Annotated in this window: 14 protein-coding genes, 4 tRNA genes and 3 pseudogenes; 5 read left to right on the plus strand and 16 right to left on the minus strand. The window is 40.8% G+C overall.

All coding sequences use genetic code 11. The features are described from left to right. Window positions 1-409: 409 nt before the first annotated feature. Window positions 410-2,741 (minus strand): annotated as a pseudogene (locus IQ209_RS13155) (DUF5906 domain-containing protein). 238 nt (window positions 2,742-2,979) lie between these two features. On the opposite strand from IQ209_RS13155, the gene IQ209_RS13160 reads away from it, so the two are divergent. Continuing rightward, window positions 2,980-3,153, plus strand: coding sequence for a hypothetical protein (locus IQ209_RS13160; RefSeq protein ID WP_193851731.1), 174 nt, complete (start codon window positions 2,980-2,982; stop codon window positions 3,151-3,153). Window positions 3,154-3,296: 143 nt separating this feature from the next. On the opposite strand, the gene IQ209_RS13165 is transcribed toward IQ209_RS13160, so the two are convergent. The 12 genes and pseudogenes from IQ209_RS13165 to IQ209_RS18780 all read right to left on the minus strand — a co-directional run. Further along, window positions 3,297-3,503 (minus strand): AlpA family transcriptional regulator, encoded by a 207-nt coding sequence (locus tag IQ209_RS13165; protein WP_193851732.1) that lies wholly within the window; start codon window positions 3,501-3,503, stop codon window positions 3,297-3,299. A 603-nt stretch (window positions 3,504-4,106) separates the two neighbouring features. Further along, on the minus strand, window positions 4,107-5,369 hold the full coding sequence (locus IQ209_RS13170; RefSeq protein WP_193851733.1) for an integrase arm-type DNA-binding domain-containing protein: 1,263 nt from the start codon (window positions 5,367-5,369) through the stop codon (window positions 4,107-4,109). Between the two features lie 101 nt (window positions 5,370-5,470). Then, a tRNA-Leu gene (locus IQ209_RS13175) sits at window positions 5,471-5,557 on the minus strand. A gap of 6 nt (window positions 5,558-5,563) precedes the next feature. Next, window positions 5,564-5,637: transfer RNA gene (locus tag IQ209_RS13180), tRNA-Cys, on the minus strand. A 5-nt stretch (window positions 5,638-5,642) separates the two neighbouring features. Next, window positions 5,643-5,718, minus strand: a tRNA-Gly gene (locus IQ209_RS13185). A 142-nt stretch (window positions 5,719-5,860) separates the two neighbouring features. Then, entirely contained in the window at window positions 5,861-6,409 is a 549-nt protein-coding gene (gene pgsA, locus IQ209_RS13190; protein WP_193851745.1) for a CDP-diacylglycerol--glycerol-3-phosphate 3-phosphatidyltransferase, read from the minus strand. A gap of 56 nt (window positions 6,410-6,465) precedes the next feature. Next, the gene (uvrC, locus tag IQ209_RS13195) at window positions 6,466-8,298 is read right to left on the minus strand and encodes an excinuclease ABC subunit UvrC (protein ID WP_193851734.1); all 1,833 of its coding nucleotides are present in this window, start codon (window positions 8,296-8,298) and stop codon (window positions 6,466-6,468) included. Window positions 8,299-8,321: 23 nt separating this feature from the next. Continuing rightward, complete coding sequence (gene uvrY, locus IQ209_RS13200; protein WP_193851735.1) at window positions 8,322-8,981, minus strand: UvrY/SirA/GacA family response regulator transcription factor; 660 nt, start codon at window positions 8,979-8,981, stop codon at window positions 8,322-8,324. A gap of 342 nt (window positions 8,982-9,323) precedes the next feature. Further along, complete coding sequence (locus tag IQ209_RS13205; RefSeq protein ID WP_193851736.1) at window positions 9,324-9,725, minus strand: GFA family protein; 402 nt, start codon at window positions 9,723-9,725, stop codon at window positions 9,324-9,326. Window positions 9,726-9,904: 179 nt separating this feature from the next. After that, window positions 9,905-10,267: a hypothetical protein gene (locus tag IQ209_RS13210; protein ID WP_193851737.1), complete on the minus strand. Its 363-nt coding sequence runs from the start codon at window positions 10,265-10,267 to the stop codon at window positions 9,905-9,907. 43 nt (window positions 10,268-10,310) lie between these two features. Continuing rightward, a complete protein-coding gene (locus tag IQ209_RS18365) occupies window positions 10,311-10,865 on the minus strand; it encodes a DMT family transporter (protein WP_370588420.1) in 555 nt (184 codons plus the stop codon). 9 nt (window positions 10,866-10,874) lie between these two features. Continuing rightward, window positions 10,875-11,290: pseudogene (locus IQ209_RS18780) on the minus strand (DMT family transporter); the annotation flags it as partial. Between the two features lie 71 nt (window positions 11,291-11,361). Here IQ209_RS18780 and IQ209_RS13220 point away from each other — a divergent pair. Together IQ209_RS13220 and IQ209_RS13225 are read left to right on the plus strand one after the other, a co-directional pair. Next, window positions 11,362-12,276, plus strand: coding sequence for a LysR family transcriptional regulator (locus IQ209_RS13220; protein WP_193851738.1), 915 nt, complete (start codon window positions 11,362-11,364; stop codon window positions 12,274-12,276). 610 nt (window positions 12,277-12,886) lie between these two features. After that, window positions 12,887-13,879 carry a leucyl aminopeptidase gene (locus IQ209_RS13225; protein WP_193851739.1) on the plus strand — a complete coding sequence of 331 codons (993 nt, stop codon included), beginning with the start codon at window positions 12,887-12,889 and terminating at the stop codon, window positions 13,877-13,879. A gap of 536 nt (window positions 13,880-14,415) precedes the next feature. Here the strand turns inward: IQ209_RS13225 and IQ209_RS13230 are convergent. Then, the gene (locus tag IQ209_RS13230; protein WP_193851740.1) at window positions 14,416-14,919 is read right to left on the minus strand and encodes a GNAT family N-acetyltransferase; all 504 of its coding nucleotides are present in this window, start codon (window positions 14,917-14,919) and stop codon (window positions 14,416-14,418) included. 237 nt (window positions 14,920-15,156) lie between these two features. Between IQ209_RS13230 and IQ209_RS13235 the strand changes: the two genes are divergently transcribed. Then, window positions 15,157-15,543 (plus strand): DUF4440 domain-containing protein, encoded by a 387-nt coding sequence (locus tag IQ209_RS13235; RefSeq protein WP_193851741.1) that lies wholly within the window; start codon window positions 15,157-15,159, stop codon window positions 15,541-15,543. A 56-nt stretch (window positions 15,544-15,599) separates the two neighbouring features. Here IQ209_RS13235 and cycA read toward each other — a convergent pair whose 3' ends face one another. Further along, the gene (gene cycA, locus IQ209_RS13240; protein WP_193851742.1) at window positions 15,600-17,006 is read right to left on the minus strand and encodes a D-serine/D-alanine/glycine transporter; all 1,407 of its coding nucleotides are present in this window, start codon (window positions 17,004-17,006) and stop codon (window positions 15,600-15,602) included. 233 nt (window positions 17,007-17,239) lie between these two features. Here cycA and IQ209_RS13245 point away from each other — a divergent pair. Next, window positions 17,240-17,315, plus strand: a tRNA-Lys gene (locus IQ209_RS13245). 22 nt (window positions 17,316-17,337) lie between these two features. Here IQ209_RS13245 and IQ209_RS13250 read toward each other — a convergent pair. Next, a pseudogene (locus tag IQ209_RS13250) lies at window positions 17,338-17,592 on the minus strand (tyrosine-type recombinase/integrase); the annotation flags it as partial. Window positions 17,593-17,788 lie beyond the last annotated feature (196 nt).

A 17,788-nucleotide genomic window follows, 5' to 3' on the forward strand; every position in this document is an offset into this window, starting at 1 on the left:
TTTTACTGATGACGTCACTGACGCGCTGCGCTTGTCTTCTCCGAGTTACCGGGGTAATGTATTAGCCCGGTAACTCGGAGAGCTAAAAAAACACCTGCCAGAAAAAATTCTTATTTAACCCACCCTATTAAAGAATTAGTGATAAAACTGTTCACCTATTCACTTTTAAATATTTTTGTTTAAATTCATGCCATTAAGTGGTGATAACCTGAAATCAAACTCATCATTACTCTTCAACTAACCCTTCACCTCAAACTTGAAAAAATGGTGAACAGGGTTGAATACTTGCGAACAGTTTAAAAATAACTATCAACCCTATAATAGGTTGATATATCTGGTTTAAATTACAGAGTGAATAATGGTGAACACTTTTTTATATTTCTTTGAAAAATGCCTGTATAAGAAAAAATTATTCTTCTGGCTGGTCATTCCTTGTTAGTTTTGGCATCCATTCATTAGCGGTGTCGACATTGAGGTTCATATTGCTGCGAATGCCGTATTTGCTTTTCTTGCGCAGATAATGCAGCCCATACTCTGCCAGTGCGCCCGGCATATCCATGCCAAAACGCGTTACGGAAACAGGTCTATTCAGGTTATTGCCTTTCATATAAGCAAGGTAGGCGTGATAAAGGTATTTGCGGGGATTGAACGGCATAATTTCCGCATTGCCGATTAACAGGCAGTCAGCTTCATCGGACGCAATCAGATGGCCGCAGAAATCGACCAGTGGATCGGTGCCGCGTTTGATATCCAGCGCTTCTTCTGATTTCTGTTGCTCCGTCAGTAAACGCCTCGCTATCTGTGGATCAGCGAACCGATGCAGCAGATGTCGGATAATCACAGGCAATTCCGCCGCAATTTTATCCCGCAGGCGTGGATCACGTTCATTTTCCGGTATAACTTCGGAAAAGTTGAAAATCACCCGACGCCGCGACACACCACCACTGCGATCACTGAAACTCATTGCGTTATTGTTCACTGCCAGCACGACAGCAGGAATACGGGTTGAATAGGGCTGTTTGTGCTTCGGATCGATGGCAACTTCATCGCCGCCTGTAATGGCTTTGATGCCGGAGCCGTCACCTACATAGCGAGTCTGGTCTGGCAGGATAATCAGCGAATATCCGACAATCAACGCCCGTTCCCGTGGGTTTTCCAGAGCAGCCATACTGGCGGAAACGGTGTTGCCTTTGCCTGCCAGCATAGCGCAGATTTCAGCAAAGATACTTTTGCCACTGCCTCCGGCACCAGTGACTTCCAGAAAAAACTGCCAATCATAACGGTTCGCCAGCACCATAAACAGTGCCGCCAATACACGACTAAACTTGTTTTCACAGTTGGCTGTTGCCCGATTCAGCCAGTGCCAGAACCGTGGTGCATGGTTTTTCAGGGTTCCCCGAAATGGGGGAATTGAATTCAACATCATTAGCAAGTAGCAGCCAGTCACTTTTACGATGCGACCGGAACTGGCAGGTTTTCAGGTCAAACACGCCATTATTGAACCCGATTAAGTAGCGTTTTGGCGGTTGCATCATGGGAAGCTGTAATTTCAGGGCATCCACGGCAGAGCTAATACCATGCGGTGAGTACGGCAGCTTTTCTTCCATAAAGGCCGCCACCATTTCCCGTTTTAAATCACGGTCACTGACCGGACACCAGACAATACCATCATAGTGATGAACGCTTTCCGAAGCGCCATCCAGTGCCAAATTGCCGTCATAACGTGCCAGTAGCACTTCCCCGCGCTGGCTGGCTCCCATCTGGCATAATGTCAACTTTGAAGGCCCGGCATCATTGGGCTGAGTGGTTGCTTTCTTCTTGGTTGATATCGGTTGATAAAGTGCCTGAGAAAAGGCCAGCTTTGCCATTTCCACACCGTGTTGTTGGCGATAATCGTCCCAATCAGCTTTATACTCTGTAGGTGGCAATGTGACCCAACCATTAACCACAAGGGCAGCTTTTTCTGCCGAGATCTTGCCGATATTCACTTTTGGTTTGCCGTTCTTATCTAGCTCGCCGGGGCTGTGCCAGTCATTATCAGCAGCAAAGATAATTTTCGTGTCAAGCCATCGTTCCCGAACTGATTGAGCGACAGAGAGCAAATTACCTGCATCCAGTGCCGCCAGAACAATACTTTTATAGAGTTGGTTAACTGTGAGCGCAGTGGCATAACCTTCGGTAATGATTACTGTATCGGAATATTCTTCTAGCTTTGCTAAGGCAATAAATGATCCTTTCTTCTGGCTGCCAGAGAGTAATTTTTTCTCGCCATTGGGCTTAATGATCTGTGCGCCTGTGACTTTTTTATCCAATGTTGTCAGTGTCAACACTATCGAATTATCGGACAGCAGCCGCTGACCAAGGCAATGCAGCCCTTTTGCGGTCAGGTAGGGAGATTGTCCGGCGACAGTTTGCGCCATCAGTGCCGTCACTCTTTCAACAAGCGACTGTGTTGTTTGAATGCTTTCCCTAGTTGGCTTGGGTTCTGGCAAAGGCAATGCCAGCGTATCCGCAATAACTTTTGCTGCTTCAAGAATCGAGATCCCTTTGGTTTTTGCCACTAAATCCAGACCATCTCCATAGTTCGGGGCATCACACTGGCGACAGTGCCAGTTGCCGTGATGATGGTCGTCAATAAAGTGAAAACGGTCAGTACCGCCGCAGACAGGGCAAGCGCCATGTTTCCCCTTTGTGGGAATGTCGATGCCGCATTCAGGCAACAGATTTTCCCAATGATACATAGCGGATCTTTTCACGGTCTGAATCAGATCAGGCGGTTTTTGTCCGTCTGTTTTATCTGAAGATGTAAATTTAGGGCGAGTTTGGTTATGCTGCGTATCAGCCATTATCGTTATCTCTCAACGGTTATTGGTCAGACGCCCTGTATGTGTTGCGAGCACTACGGGGCGTTGTTTTATTTGGTTACTAAAATTAAAATGGTCATTACCATGTAATTTAAAATATCCTTGGGTAATTACCATGTCAACACAAAAAGAAAAACGATCTCCACAATACCAAATGAGATTAACGGAAGCATTCAGGCAACAAATTGAAGAACAAGCAAAAGCCGATGGTGATGCTTCCCTTGCTACATGGATCAAGCGCATACTCCGTAAAGAACTCCAATCGCGTGGTATTGACCCCAAAGGTTGAACCAACCAACAGTTAGTCAGGAGGATAGCTCCCATACCGCTATCCTTTTTTCGTTTAAATAACAATTGCAAGATTTGTCTATCTCTCAATGAATGGATTACCTGCATCGTGAACTGATGCACCAAAATTCAGTCAGCACGCTATCAGGAACGGGATTCAGCAATACGCTGATCGACCCAGCCATCAATTTCTGATTCAACAAACGCAACCGAACGAGGACCAATTTTGACTTGTTTCGGGAATTTATCTTCTTTAATAAGCCTGTAGATCCATGCCTTGCTGTAGCCCGTTCTGCGCTGAACTTCTGGCAGGCGAATAAGACTTTCTTTAGATGTTGTCATTGTTGGCATGTTACCCCCTATTATCGAGTCCTTGAAATATCTTGGTAGACGTTATTTGATGACAGAGGATTATTTAAAAATTCTGTTTAATTGAAAGCGTAAACTCTTTAACCAATTCGTAAAATTAATTGCTATCTATTGACTGTATAAAAAGCAATCTTGTGTGCCACGGGCACAGCAGACTAAAAAAACACCATATATAGATGTAATGGTAAATTTAATTAAATGAAAAATAAGGAAAATATATGAGTGGTTGGAGTATAGGATTTTTAGTTGATTACACACTGTATTAAAAATAGTCTTTGTTGTCCTGGGCAACAAAGTTTAAAAAAACACCTTTTGCATAAAGGTTAATCAAAAGAAAGATAAGATAATTCATTGACAAGATCAAAATATGGAATTCTTACCTGTTTATGCACTGCATAAAAAACAGGCTATGCTGGCACTGCCAGCAAAAGTTAAAAAAACATCACATGATGATTGCCATAATAAAGGGTAGGATGCGGAGTTTTTAGCTGGCTATGTATTGTGTGAAAAGTAGACTCTGTTGGCAGTGCCAACAAAGTCTAAAAAATCATCATGAACTCAATACGTCCTGAGCATTACTCCATGTTATTTCCGGCGTTTTTTCGCAAAATCATACGGTGTGATATGTTTTTCCCGGTTTGAATCCAGATAATCCGCCCACCATTGCACCATCAGCCGCCGTTCGTCCAGATGTTTAGAGGTGTGAATATAGGCGGCTCTGACGTTCTTTCTTTCCACATGGCTTAACTGGCGTTCGATGGCATCATCGTTCCATAATCCCGATTCCCCCATTGCACCGCGAGCCATTGTTCGGAATCCATGACCGCAAACGTCTGTTTTGGTGTCGTACCCCATGCCACGCAGGGCATTATTGACGGTGCTTTCGCTCATGACTTTTTGCGGATCATGATCGTTAGGGAACATCACTTCACAATCGCCGCTTAATTCACGCAATGATTTGAACAGAGCGACAGCCTGACGACTCAACGGAACAATGTGCTCAGTTTTCATTTTCATGCCCCGTTCAGAGAATTTAACCCCTTCAATGGCTTTTCTTGTGGCGGGAATTTTCCAGACCGCATTTTCAAAGTCTATTTCTTCCCAACGGGCAAATCGCAGTTCACTGGAACGGACAAAGGTTAGTAATGTCAGTTCTACCGCAATGCGAGTGATCAAACGTCCATGATAGCGAGAAAGGCGAGTTAAAAATTCGGGTAAACGTTCGTGAGGCAGAGCGGGGTGGTGTTTGGCTTTGACAGTAGAAAGTGCGCCAGCCATATCATTAGCCGGGTTTGATTCAAGAATATCGTTCTGGACGGCGTAGCGCATGATGGAGGTCACACGTTGTTGTAACCGTTGGGCAATGTCATGTTTACCATCAACATCAACGGTTTTGATCGGGGCTAAAAGCTGGCTTGTCCGCAAAGTGGAAATATCTAGCCTGCCAATATGCGGGAAAATATAATGCTCAAGGCTGCGCATGATACGGTTGCCGTGATCTTCACTCCAACGTTTATTGCTGGCGTGCCAGTCACGGGCGACTTTTTCAAAGGTATGTTTTCCCTTTGCTCCAGCATGTGCCTCTTTTTTCTCAGCTTTGGGATCAATGCCCTGAGCAATCAGCTTCTTGGCTTCATCTCGCCTGGCGCGAGCATCGGCTAAGGAGACGATAGGATAGACACCGAAAGCCAGTCGGTCTTCTTTTTTATCCGTGGGGCGATAGTATTTCATGCGCCAGTACTTAGAGCCGCGAGCAGTAACTTCCAGATATAGGCCGCCGCCATCAGCGAGTTTGTAGGTTTTTTCTTTAGGTTTTGCTGTTTCGATAAGTCGTGCGTTTAGTTTCATTATAAGGGGCACATTTAAAATAGAAGTGAGGATGCCCCTGATTATGCCCCGATGTGCATATTGATTGCAATAGACTAGAGTAGACGTTAGTAAACTTATTATGGTGCCCAGGGCGGGACTTGAACCCGCACAGCCTTACAGCCGAGGGATTTTAAATCCCTTGTGTCTACCGATTTCACCACCTGGGCTAAATTTGGAGGCGCGTCCCGGAGTCGAACCGAGGTGGGCGGATTTGCAATCCGCTGCATGGCCACTCTGCCAACGCGCCTTTCTTGGAGCGGGAAACGAGACTCGAACTCGCGACCCCGACCTTGGCAAGGTCGTGCTCTACCAACTGAGCTATTCCCGCCTTTCCGAACCGCTTGATTTACTTAACTTGTTTCGTAAATCTCATGTGCCGTTCGATGCGTTGCATTCTACTTACTTCACGAAATGAGTCAACACAATTATTTATAAAACTCGTTCGTTCGATGATTTTTACGTCATCTGGATCAACTTTCACGCAAATCGTCCCATGCAGCGCTCAAATATTGAAACATTGACCAGAATGTCAAGACCGCAGCAGCGTATAATAGGACGAACCCTCCCACTTCTAGTTCAATGCAAGGACGCCATAATAAGGCAACCAATGCCGCCATTTGTGCTGTAGTTTTTATTTTTCCCATCCAAGAAACAGCGACACTACTGCGTTTTCCCAATTCCGCCATCCACTCACGCAGAGAAGATATGATGATCTCACGAGCAATCATCGTCGCAGCAGGCAGCGTGATCCACCACGTATGGTAATGTTCTGCAATCAGTACCAACGCAGTAGCCACCATAACTTTATCCGCTACCGGGTCAAGAAATGCGCCAAAACGCGTCGTCTGTTTCCACAAACGGGCAAGAAAACCATCAAACCAATCTGTTGCAGCAGCGATAATAAAGATAATGGCACATAACATCGGTGCCCATTGGAATGGCAAGTAAAATGCCAAAACAAAGAATGGAATTAAGGCAATACGAAATAGGGTAAGCCATGTTGGAATATTTAATTGCATAATGCTTAGTAACTGTCTGGCCAAGTTAAGTTTATCAGTATGGTGCATCATTACTTCTAGTGTTTCAACGCATTATAGATTTTTTCTGCCAGTGCATAAGAGATAGAAGGCACTTTTGCGATCTCTTCTACACTTGCGTTGCGTAAAGGCTGTAATCCACCCATATATTTAAGTAACATTTGTCTACGTTTTGGCCCAATACCATCAATCGACTCCAATGTACTGGTCTTTTTTACTTTTTCCCGACGCTGACGATGCCCTGTAATGGCATGGTTGTGAGATTCATCACGAATATGTTGAATAACGTGTAACGCAGGTGAATCAGGAGGAAGTGCCATCCCTTCCCCTTCCGCTTCAAAAAATAGGGTTTCTAACCCAGCCTTACGATCACTGCCTTTCGCAACGCCAATTAGCTTAGGATACTTTTTATTCCATTCAACCTCCAAAGAATCGAAAACTTCAATCGCACGCGCAAGCTGCCCTTTTCCACCATCAATAAAAATAATGTCCGGAATTTTTGTCTGATCGATAGCTTTGCTATAGCGACGACGCAAGACTTGATTCATCGCAGCATAATCATCCCCTGGAGTGATACCTGTAATATTATAGCGTCGGTATTCTGCACGAACCGGGCCATTAGCATCAAAAACAACACATGATGCAACAGTTTGTTCTCCCATCGTGTGACTGATGTCGAAACATTCCATACGTTGGATTTTTTCAAGGCCGGTAAATGTGGTCAGTGATTCTAATCGCTGGTGAATTGTCGATTGTTGGGAAAGTTTGGTAATCAAAGCTGTAGCGGCATTAGTACGTGCTAATTTTAAGTAACGCGCTCTATCGCCCCTTGGCCGTGCCTGGATATAGATTTTTCTGCCCGATATTTCAGCAAGTGATTTTTCCAATAGGTCTTTTTCAGGTAATGCAAAATCCAACAAAATTTCGGTTGGCAACGTCCTGTTTTGGCTTCCTTGGAGATAGAATTGACCAAGGAAAGTTTGCACTACTTCATCTAATTTCGTATCAGCCGGAATTTTGGGATAATAACTTCGGCTGCCCAATATCTTACCCTGACGGATAAATAAAACATGCACACAGGCCACTCCCGCTTCAAAAGCGACGCTAATAACATCAAGATCATCACCTTCTCCGGAAACAAATTGTCGTTCCGTAACTTGCCGTACTGCTTGGATCTGATCGCGATAACGGGCAGCCTCTTCAAATTTAAGTTGTTGACTCGCTTTTTCCATTTTTTCAACCAGCGCATCCAATACATGCTGATCTTTCCCCGCCAAAAACAAGCGGACGTATTCAACTTGCTGCTGATATTCTTCATCTGTTACAAATCCCTTAACACAAGGGGCAAGGCAGCGTCCAATCTGATATTGCAAACAAGGCCTTGAACGATTGCGATACACATTGTCTTCACATTGGCGAATAGGAAATAGTTTCTGCAATAAAGCCAAAGTGTCACGTATTGCATGAGAATTGGGGAATGGGCCGAAGTATTCTCCTTTCGCATGCCTGGCGCCACGATATAAGGTTAAACGGGGATGGATATCACTACTCAAGAAAATATAAGGATAAGATTTATCATCTCTCAGTAATACATTGTAGCGAGGCTGATACTGCTTGATATAGTTATGCTCGAGCAGGAGCGCCTCTGTTTCTGTATGGGTAACGGTGACGTCTACCTGGACGATATTTTTCACTAGTGATTCTGTTTTTCGACTACTAACTTGTACCCTAAAATAGCTAGATAAGCGTTTTTTTAGATCCTTAGCTTTACCAACATAGATCACTGTTCCAGTGATATCATACATGCGGTAGACGCCCGGCTGACTGGTAACGGTTTTTAAAAATGCCTTTGAATTAAATAGTTCCGCCATGACTGATCACCCATCAAATCTTATTACCCACCGTGGGTTACCATATTCTGCGCATCAAGCAATCCACAGCGTATTGCTATATGGGTCAATTCTACATCACCTTTGATATTTAGTTTACTGAACATCCTATAGCGGTAACTATTCACTGTTTTTGGGCTCAGATTAAGCAACTCAGAAATCTCATTCACTTTGCGCCCCTGAGTTATCATTGTCATGATCTGTAATTCCCGCTCCGAAAGTTCATCCAACGGGTTTTCTTTTACGGGTGATAACTGGTTGAGTGCCATCTGCTGGGCAATGTCCGAGGAAATGTAGCGCTGGCCAGCATAAACAGCTCGAATTGCATTGATCATATCCTGAGGAGCTGCAGCTTTGCTCAAATATCCCCTAACCCCGGCTTGCATCACTTTTGTGGGCAAAGAACTTTCAGTATGGATAGTTAGCATAATCACTCGTGTATCAGGTGAATAACGGATGATTTTTTTAGCCGCCTCCAAGCCTCCAATACCGGGCATTCCCATATCCATCATGACAATATCCGTGCTGTTTGATCTACACCATCTGACCGCATCTTCTCCACTACTGGCTTCTCCTACGACTTTTATCCCTTTTATATCATCAAGGACGCCTTTCACACCAATGCGCACCAGTTCATGGTCATCAACTAATAAAACATTAATCAAACAACATCTCCACTAACGTAATATCCACAATAATGATAAAATTAATAAACTCCAAAACAAAACGGCCACGCTGAGTTTATCTTTATGATTTTCATAAGATAAATTGACAAAAAATAACATTCTCTCTCGAGTGAGATCAAAACCTTTTGGATGAGATAGCAGATTATACTAACATTAGTGCAAAACAGAAAGAAAATTGTTACATATCAATGAAATGAAATAAACATATCGTCAATTGATTTCATTTAATATTTTGTTAAAAACATATCTCTATTATTATTTATAGCAATCCATTTTAATCCAGAACAATATGAGGGTATTACTTCCCCCATATTGCAATGATTATTTAAATAAATTAAGGACATCTGCTTTAGTCAGCATAGGGGTTTTTTCAACAAAGTTATAATATGCTGGCTTACTGTCCACATAAATTTGGCGAGATAATTTACACGAATGACTATTCTCAAACAAAGCAACTGGAACATAATAAACGCTTGGTTGATGCAGGTGGTAAAAAAGATGTGTGCCGCATCTGTTACAGAAAGCGCGTTCTGCCCATTCGGATGACGAATATGTTGAAATATTTTCAGCTCCCTCTATTTTTAGATCATCCTTACAATCCACAGATAAAAATGGACCTCCATTCCATTTTTGACACGTTTTACAATGACATACGTTAATATCTTCAATGCGTTGATTGGTTTTCACACTTACCGCACCGCATAAACAATGACCTTTATTCATTACTTAACTCTCTATAATAAGTTTATAGGGGGAAATTTTATGTCTGAGATCGAATAAATCTACCACTATATTTCATTAAAAATACCCTATTCACTATAATAACTCTCTAATTTTTAGCGATACAAATAAGTTCTGGAAGCTTCAAGTTATGGCTTGATAGATAGCAGAAAAATAGTTATTTATTTTTTCATATCTTCGTTATCCTCTTCATCATCAATGTGCCAGTTGTGCAGTATTCGGTGGACAAAAGGCGTCACCACCATACCCACTGCGATAAAAAAGATAGCTTGAAGGAACAGTCCATAAATGGCCGCAAAATATTTTCCTAGGGTACTGACGGGTTCAATATGCAAGTTTTGTGTTCCAATCATTGAAACTGAATTTAGTATTGCATCAGGAATAGCATGGCTTTCGATCAAGAAAAAACCCAGCACACCAGGAATAATACCGATCAGAAAGATAATGAATGCATGCAAAAGAAAGCGCAGTATCCGTAAAAGAAATCGGTCAAAGCTAATTAATTTATCAGTAAATTTTTCCATACCAGATCTCCACTAATAAATTAGTTACCATGGTGATTGTATGTTAGTTTTTATTTTTATCAATGTTCATGAACCGGACATTACTCAATATTCCCTGCCCCAAGAGCACACCCACAATAGTGATAACAACACCAATCATTTGTGGCAAGCTGGGGATATTTCCCATCATTAGCTGTATAATGAGTGCAAACATGGGAACAAAGTTAAAAAATACTGCCGTTTTTCCTGCTCCACGAATAGCAACCCCCATATTCCAAAAAAGATAGGCAATTGTAGAACCACCAATACCTATATAAAGACAGGCCAAATGGCTTTCAAATGTTCCAGAAGATAATGCAGTTATTGGCGACTCCACAAAAATCGCAATAAACACTAATATGATCGCACCAAAAAGCATCGTCCAGCTCGTAGTCGCCAATGGCGTCGCATCTTTGACAAAGATCCGTGTTCCCACTGTGTAAATTGACCAACCAAGACTTCCCATAAAAATGATTATATCGCCGGCTACTATCTGAGAGACACCTCCCAAAATCAATTCACCGTTGGTAATAACTAAAGCAACTCCCAACAAACTGATCGCCATACCAATAACTCTCATCAATCCAGGTAACCGACGATTTATAATCGCTTCCAGAATGTTGGCAGAGATAGGCGTCGTTGCCACAATCAACGCCGCCGTAACGGGGTTGGAACTTTGAAGAGCAACAAAAAATGCCCCATTAAATCCCGCCACACCAATCGCCCCAAGAACAATAAATGCCCACCAGTTTTGCTTCAAAACCTTGCCGTGAATCCCCTCTTTCCATGCAAAAAAATAAAAATACAGATAACTGCATAGAAAAAACGCTCAACAGAAGCTGTCCACGGTGGCAAACTCGCCAGTGCAAATTTTGTTACCTGAAAATTTGATCCCCAAAAGAATGTTGCAATTAACGTCAGTACAACTGCTGACTGTGGAGTTGTTTTCATATTCATTACCCTATCTTGATTTATCTTAAGCAAAGTGATCCTTGGTAAAATCATTGTGGCATCTTTTAAAATTGAAATAGTTAGGCAAAATTGATAATCAAATTTTCAGAAATGGAAAACAAATCATGCAATCACTTATTTGGGATGATATTCGAATATTCCTGGCAATCGAACGAGCAGGTACTATCAGTAAAGCGGCTGAGCTTCTTGGTATTGGCGTGGCAACGGTATCGAGAAAAATTGAACGTCTGGAAAATACCTTTGGAATGCCGTTATTTTTGCGGCATCAAACAGGTTATCAACTAACAGAAGATGGCGCAGAACTATTGGGAAAAGCCAAAGCCATGGAGATGGCAGCAAATTCATTTCTGTTTGAAGCCGATCTACGAGCAACTATTGCCGGCAATGTACGCCTTGCAACACTTGAAACACTCTCCAATTATTTAATTATGCCAAACTTGCCGACCTTACAAAAAAATCATCCAAACCTGACATTAGAAATCACAACGGATAATTACACAGTAAACCTTCACCGCCGTGATGCTGATTTAGCTCTTCGTATCATCAGACCGGAACAAGGCCATGTCAATGTCCGACAACTAGGAACGCTGGGGTTTGGCCTTTATGGAAGCGAAGCCTATTTAGCCACCTGCACTTCCGATATATTTAGAGGGGAATATAACGACGCCCATTTTATTGGCTGGACAAGTGAATACTCGCAATTTCCTTCCGTTAACTGGCTTAAACAAGTCTTACAAGGACGTTCTCTTTCAGTCGCAACAACTTCGATTTGTTCTCAAATTGCAGCAGCAACTGCGGGCCTGGGATTAGTCGTGCTGCCTCATATTGCAGCCAATGGTGCAGGGCTTACGTGTATTTCGCCTGAATTAGGCATAGATAAACCCATCTGGCTTGTTATTCAATCTGATTTAGCCCATTCCCCCAGAATACGGAAAGTGGCAGATTTTTTGGCAGATGTGGTTTTTCAAAATCAGGATAAACTGTCAGGACGGTCACACCAAACGGGCATACTATGTTAGCCATGCTGGATATACTAATTTCAATCCGGGTTCCTGTCTAATCAATCGCTATCGGCCAGGCTCCCGTTTAAACTTATATTAAGATATTAAATATAAATAAATCTTTCCTATCCGATTATATCGGTCTCTATAGGATTACCTGTTAAAGCAAGTTAACAAATACTCTGATAAGAAATTAATTAACTGAAACAGAAGTAAAATCATCCAAATAAAAAACCCAAAAATAAACCAAATAAGTTAATATTTTTAATAAATCAAAAATATTTTACATGCATATTATTTACAATCTATTTATTCACGTTATGATGTGGTTATGATATACTCAATAAAATTCAAATTGCAATCCGCAAGGCGAGGCCTTATATTTCCCCGCGCAGCGGGGAAATATAACACGTATCTTGAAGTTGGATTGGTATAACTTATAATATAACCTAATAGTCGTAGACTTAGGTAAATTCGAGATTAATATGAAAGATATCACTATCTTCACTATCGGGCAGCCAAGTGTTTTCTCTAAAATTGGGATATATTCTTTATTATTAATATACCAATATACTCATATATAGAAAAAATGAGGAGATACTTTCTCGTTTTCAATCACGAGGTGATTATGTTAATCATTGATGAAAAAAACAAAAGCATAAGAAACATGTTTTCTAACTTGTTTCATCATCCTTCAGTCAATAAAAAGACAGAAAATGGAGAAATTATTAACTTATTAATTGGATGGGATGAGCAACATAAGAATATTATTGAAAATATTTCAAGTGCCACAACAGAATACCCTTTGCTGGAAACTTACTTACTGCCTCTCGATTCTACCCCTTCATCAATTTTAATTGAACAAATTGAAAAATGTGATGTTTTCATGTTTTTTTATCTTTCATCAACATTAAAACCTTTTACATCATCTGGGCCTCAGTTTTTGTCTCCCATAAGGCAAGTCATGCAAGAGAATTGGCGAAAATCAATTATTTTTAAGGATTATGGTGATCATTTTTATGAAGCTTTCTCTGAGAAAATAGAAATAATGAGTAATAGAAACCAATCACTCATAAATCTTGCCATGGCAAGTAAACAAATTATCTTTGAACAAGGGAATGATTGTATTCTTACCGCAACGATTAACGAAAACCAATCATGGACATCAATTGATGGTAAAAATAGTTATGATATCACTCCTGGTGAAATAGCAACAAAACTGCACAATCTAGAAGGATGTATCACTTTTAGTGGTACTTTTCTCAGTACTATCCCTTTTGCTATTAAATATGGTGTCGTAAAAGATTTTTTCAAAATAAAAGTAAAACATAGCCAAGTCATTAACTTTACATGCCGTGATCCTATTTTCTCCCAAGATTTTGACAAATATTTATCCGCAAATCCAAGCAATAGTGTGATTGAAGAATTTGGGATTGGGACAAACTATGGTGTTAAAAGGCTGTACGGTTTAAACGCTGGTTTTGAAGAACGGCATCCTGGCCTGCATCTTGGATTAGGTGGCGGTGCAATAGGTAGCCACCATTTAGATCTTATTTTTCAAGGAGGAAAGCTATTCTTTGATAAGAAGAACTTTTTTCATGATAAATTATTTAATATTTAGGTTGACAATAATTTCATAAAATTCAACTTGATATAGGGAAACCAATAAAAACAACAATACAGTTACTTCAAAATCTAAACAAATCAACTAAACAGTAAAATCTTTATAAAATCGTACCATTACACCAAATGAAAGCATTTTTATTTTTGCACAACATATTTATTTACAATCCATTTCACTTCATTATTATATAGCATTGTTACCTGCAACATATCATAGATAAATTATTCGTCATATAGTCTAATCATCATAAACTTAGTAAAATTGAGGTTAATATGGAAGATATCACTATCGAATTAAGCGAATGGTTTGAAGAAGAAACTTTTGAAGAGGCTGTTGAAATTATGCAAGAAAAAGCTGTTGTTCCTGTTGGAACAGCCATGTGGCCTATTTAAAAGAGTATATATTCTTCGCATTAGTATATTAATGATTATATAAGACGGAGAGGTATTTCTCCGTCTTATATTTCAAGTTTTCTGCAAAATCCCATTTGCCAAGAGTCAATTTATTATTTACTACTATAAACTCTAAAAACATCATGCAAATCGACTATTGATTAATGCCATTCCCATCACATCACAATATTGACCATTTCTAAACGACTGCATACGCCGTATGCCTTCAGCTTCAAAACCAAATTTTTTATACAGCGCAATCGCTTTTTCATTATCAGTAAAAACTTCCAGTTCAATTCTGATACAGCCTAACCAATTGAATGCATAGTCAATGGTAAAAGCCATCAACTTTGAACCAACACCCTTACCAAAATAAGCCGCATCAACACCAATACCCATCCCCACGGCATGTCTGCGTCTCGGATTAGCATAGGTAAATAACGCTATTGTACCCACGATCTTGCCATCTACTTCAGCCACAAAATCAATATGCCCTTGTGTTTTATTTAATTTTAAACGTTCACGCCACATTTCATGCGAAGGACATAGTCGTTGTAACGTATTGAAGTAAACATCAGGGTGGCTAAAAATTCGTTGATAATGCTCAGCATCCTCTGGCTCAGTTGCCCTTATTATAATTCCCATACACACCTCTTTTTGACTTGTCCTCTTTATAACTACCTGATAAAAAAACAAATGTAAATAACGTGTTAAATAAATAGGTTTTCATAATACTGAGGGTATCAGATGCTGGAGTTCCTTACCCCGCGCGGCGCGCGGGGTAAGGAATATTCCTATCATTTTGAAACGCTATTTATTAATTTAAAGTAATAATTCAGCCTTCCACTGAAGTTATTTCATACCCATTTTTTTGGAGTTCATATGGTTCAGGAAAATGTAGCTACTTTTGAATTACTCAAAAATCTTGAAGTGAGTCTTCACGGTAAAAAAAGAAATAATCCCGATTGGCTAGTTATAGTATTACACGATGATTTTCTAGAAATTAGTAAATCAGGTTATATTTATACTAAAAAAGATGTTTTTGATGCATTAACTACAGAAATAAAAACTAATTTTCAGCTTTTCTCAAAAAATTTTTCTATAAACCATCTTGATAAGAATATTGTATTACTAACTTATCAGTCTTATGAAATAGATCTAACTGGTAATCTTTTCAATCAAGCACTTCGTTCATCAATTTGGCAATTATCATCTTTAACTGGTCAATGGCAGCTTAGATTCCATCAAGGTACGATCATACCTGTTTAAGAGAAAAAATGGCCCAATATTTGGGCCATCCAGATTAATTAGCAGGCTTCTTTTACTTAATGAGCAAGACGGATTTTACGCTTTTTCACAATCTGAAACCCGATCATTAGAATAATAAACCAAATTGGTGTGGCTAGTAACGCCTGGCGAGTATCTGACTGCAAGGAAAGCAATACCAAAACAAAAGCAAAGAAAACCAGGCATACCCAAGACATGACAATACCAAATGGCATTTTATACACCGAAGCTTGATGGAGTTCTGGGCGACGCTTTCTATAAACCAGATAGGAACATAAGATCATGCTCCAAATAAACATAAACAGGATCGCAGAAACGGTTGTCACTAGAGTAAAAACCCGCATCACATCGGGGATAAAATAGATCAAAATGACCCCAAATGAGAGACACAAACAAGTAAAGATCAACCCTGATGCCGGAACCGAACGGCGGGAAAGACGGCTAAACTGCTTTGGTGCATCTCCTTCTTTCGCCAAACCGAACAACATCCGGCTAGTGGAGAAAACCCCACTATTTGCCGAAGATGCCGCAGAAGTCAAAACCACAAAGTTAACAACGCTGGCAGCAGCGGGTAATCCGATCAAAACGAACAATTCCACAAAAGGACTTTTATCCGCGCTAATGACTCGCCACGGTGTGACTGACATAATGACAATCAAAGCCAATACATAAAACGTGATAATACGGATAGGAATAGCATTGATCGCTTTTGGTAAAGATTTCATCGGGTTTTTAGTTTCCGCTGCGGCAGTTCCCACCAACTCAATACCAACAAAAGCAAATATCGCGATCTGGAATCCGGCGAAAAATCCGCTTAACCCCATAGGGAACATCCCCCCGTCATTCCAGACATTAGAAAATGCTGCAACATGTCCTGCTGGTGATTTAAAGTTAATGCCAATCAAAATGCCTCCTGTCACAATCAAGGCAATAATGGCAATAATTTTGATCATGGCAAACCAAAACTCCAGTTCTCCAAACAGCTTAACAGTCGCGAGATTCAGAGTAAGCAATACCAGAACACACAAAAGCGAAGTTCCCCATTCTGGAAAGCCAGGTACCCAATATCCAACATAAGCAGTGATGGCTACAATATCTGCTATACCAGTAATTACCCAGCAGAACCAATAAGTCCAGCCTACAAAAAAACCAGCCCACGGCCCTAGTAAATCCGCGGAGAAATCGCTAAATGATTTATAGTGCAAATTAGAAAGTAATAACTCTCCCATTGCACGCATAACAAAAAACAGCATAAAGCCTATGATCATATAAACAAAAATGATCGATGGCCCCGCAAGAGAGATAGTTTTGCCTGAGCCCATAAACAGGCCAGTACCGATGGCACCACCAATCGCGATTAGCTGTATATGTCGGTTGGTGAGACTTCGCTGCAAGTGCGAACTTCCAGTTTCAGTAGTGTGAGTGGGTTGTATTTTTTCTTCCATAGTTGTATCCAATTTATTCTCACAGCATGGCCTTAATACCCTCAAGCTGTGTTTAATAGAACATTTTGACATAGACAACCGCGCTATTAACAGAAGGATTTCACATGAAAAACAGAGTGATTACAATTCGACCAATTAGTTAAGAGTTTGCTGTGCGTATTTTATTCAATTAGTAAAGAAATGGATATAGGCCATTGACGCTCAGTTGCCATTGGAGAATAATTAATCGTGTTGGGTCGTTAGCTCAGTCGGTAGAGCCGTTGACTCTTAATCAATTGGTCGGGAGTTCGAGCCTCCCACGACCCACCAATTAAATTAATAGGTTATAGCGTTAATTATTTCCAACAACTTTCTTGCGTGCCATATTCGTGTCATGCACGCATAAAATACTGTCAATATTTTTCGCGTGCTCTTGCAAATGCACTGGGGATAAATGAGCATATCGTTTAACCATTTCTATGCTCTCCCATCCCCCCATTTCTTGCAATGCTGATAGTGGGACACCAGATTGAATCAGCCAACTAGCCCACGTGTGGCGCAGGTCATGGAATCGAAATCCTTCTATTCCCGCCCGTTTCATGTGTATTAGTCACGACGTGATCTGACACTGAACCTTGAAAGGTTGAGAGTTACCGACTTTGCTATATGGGTGTCGAATCCTTATACAAAACACGAGGTAACTCTCATGATTCATACTAGCAATCCTATTATCAAACACCAAGTCGGTTTGTTGAATCTCGCCAAGGAGCTCGGTAATGTCTCGAAAGCCTGTCAAATTATGG

It is taken from the genome of Xenorhabdus sp. BG5 (assembly GCF_015163665.1).
Lineage (GTDB): Bacteria > Pseudomonadota > Gammaproteobacteria > Enterobacterales > Enterobacteriaceae > Xenorhabdus.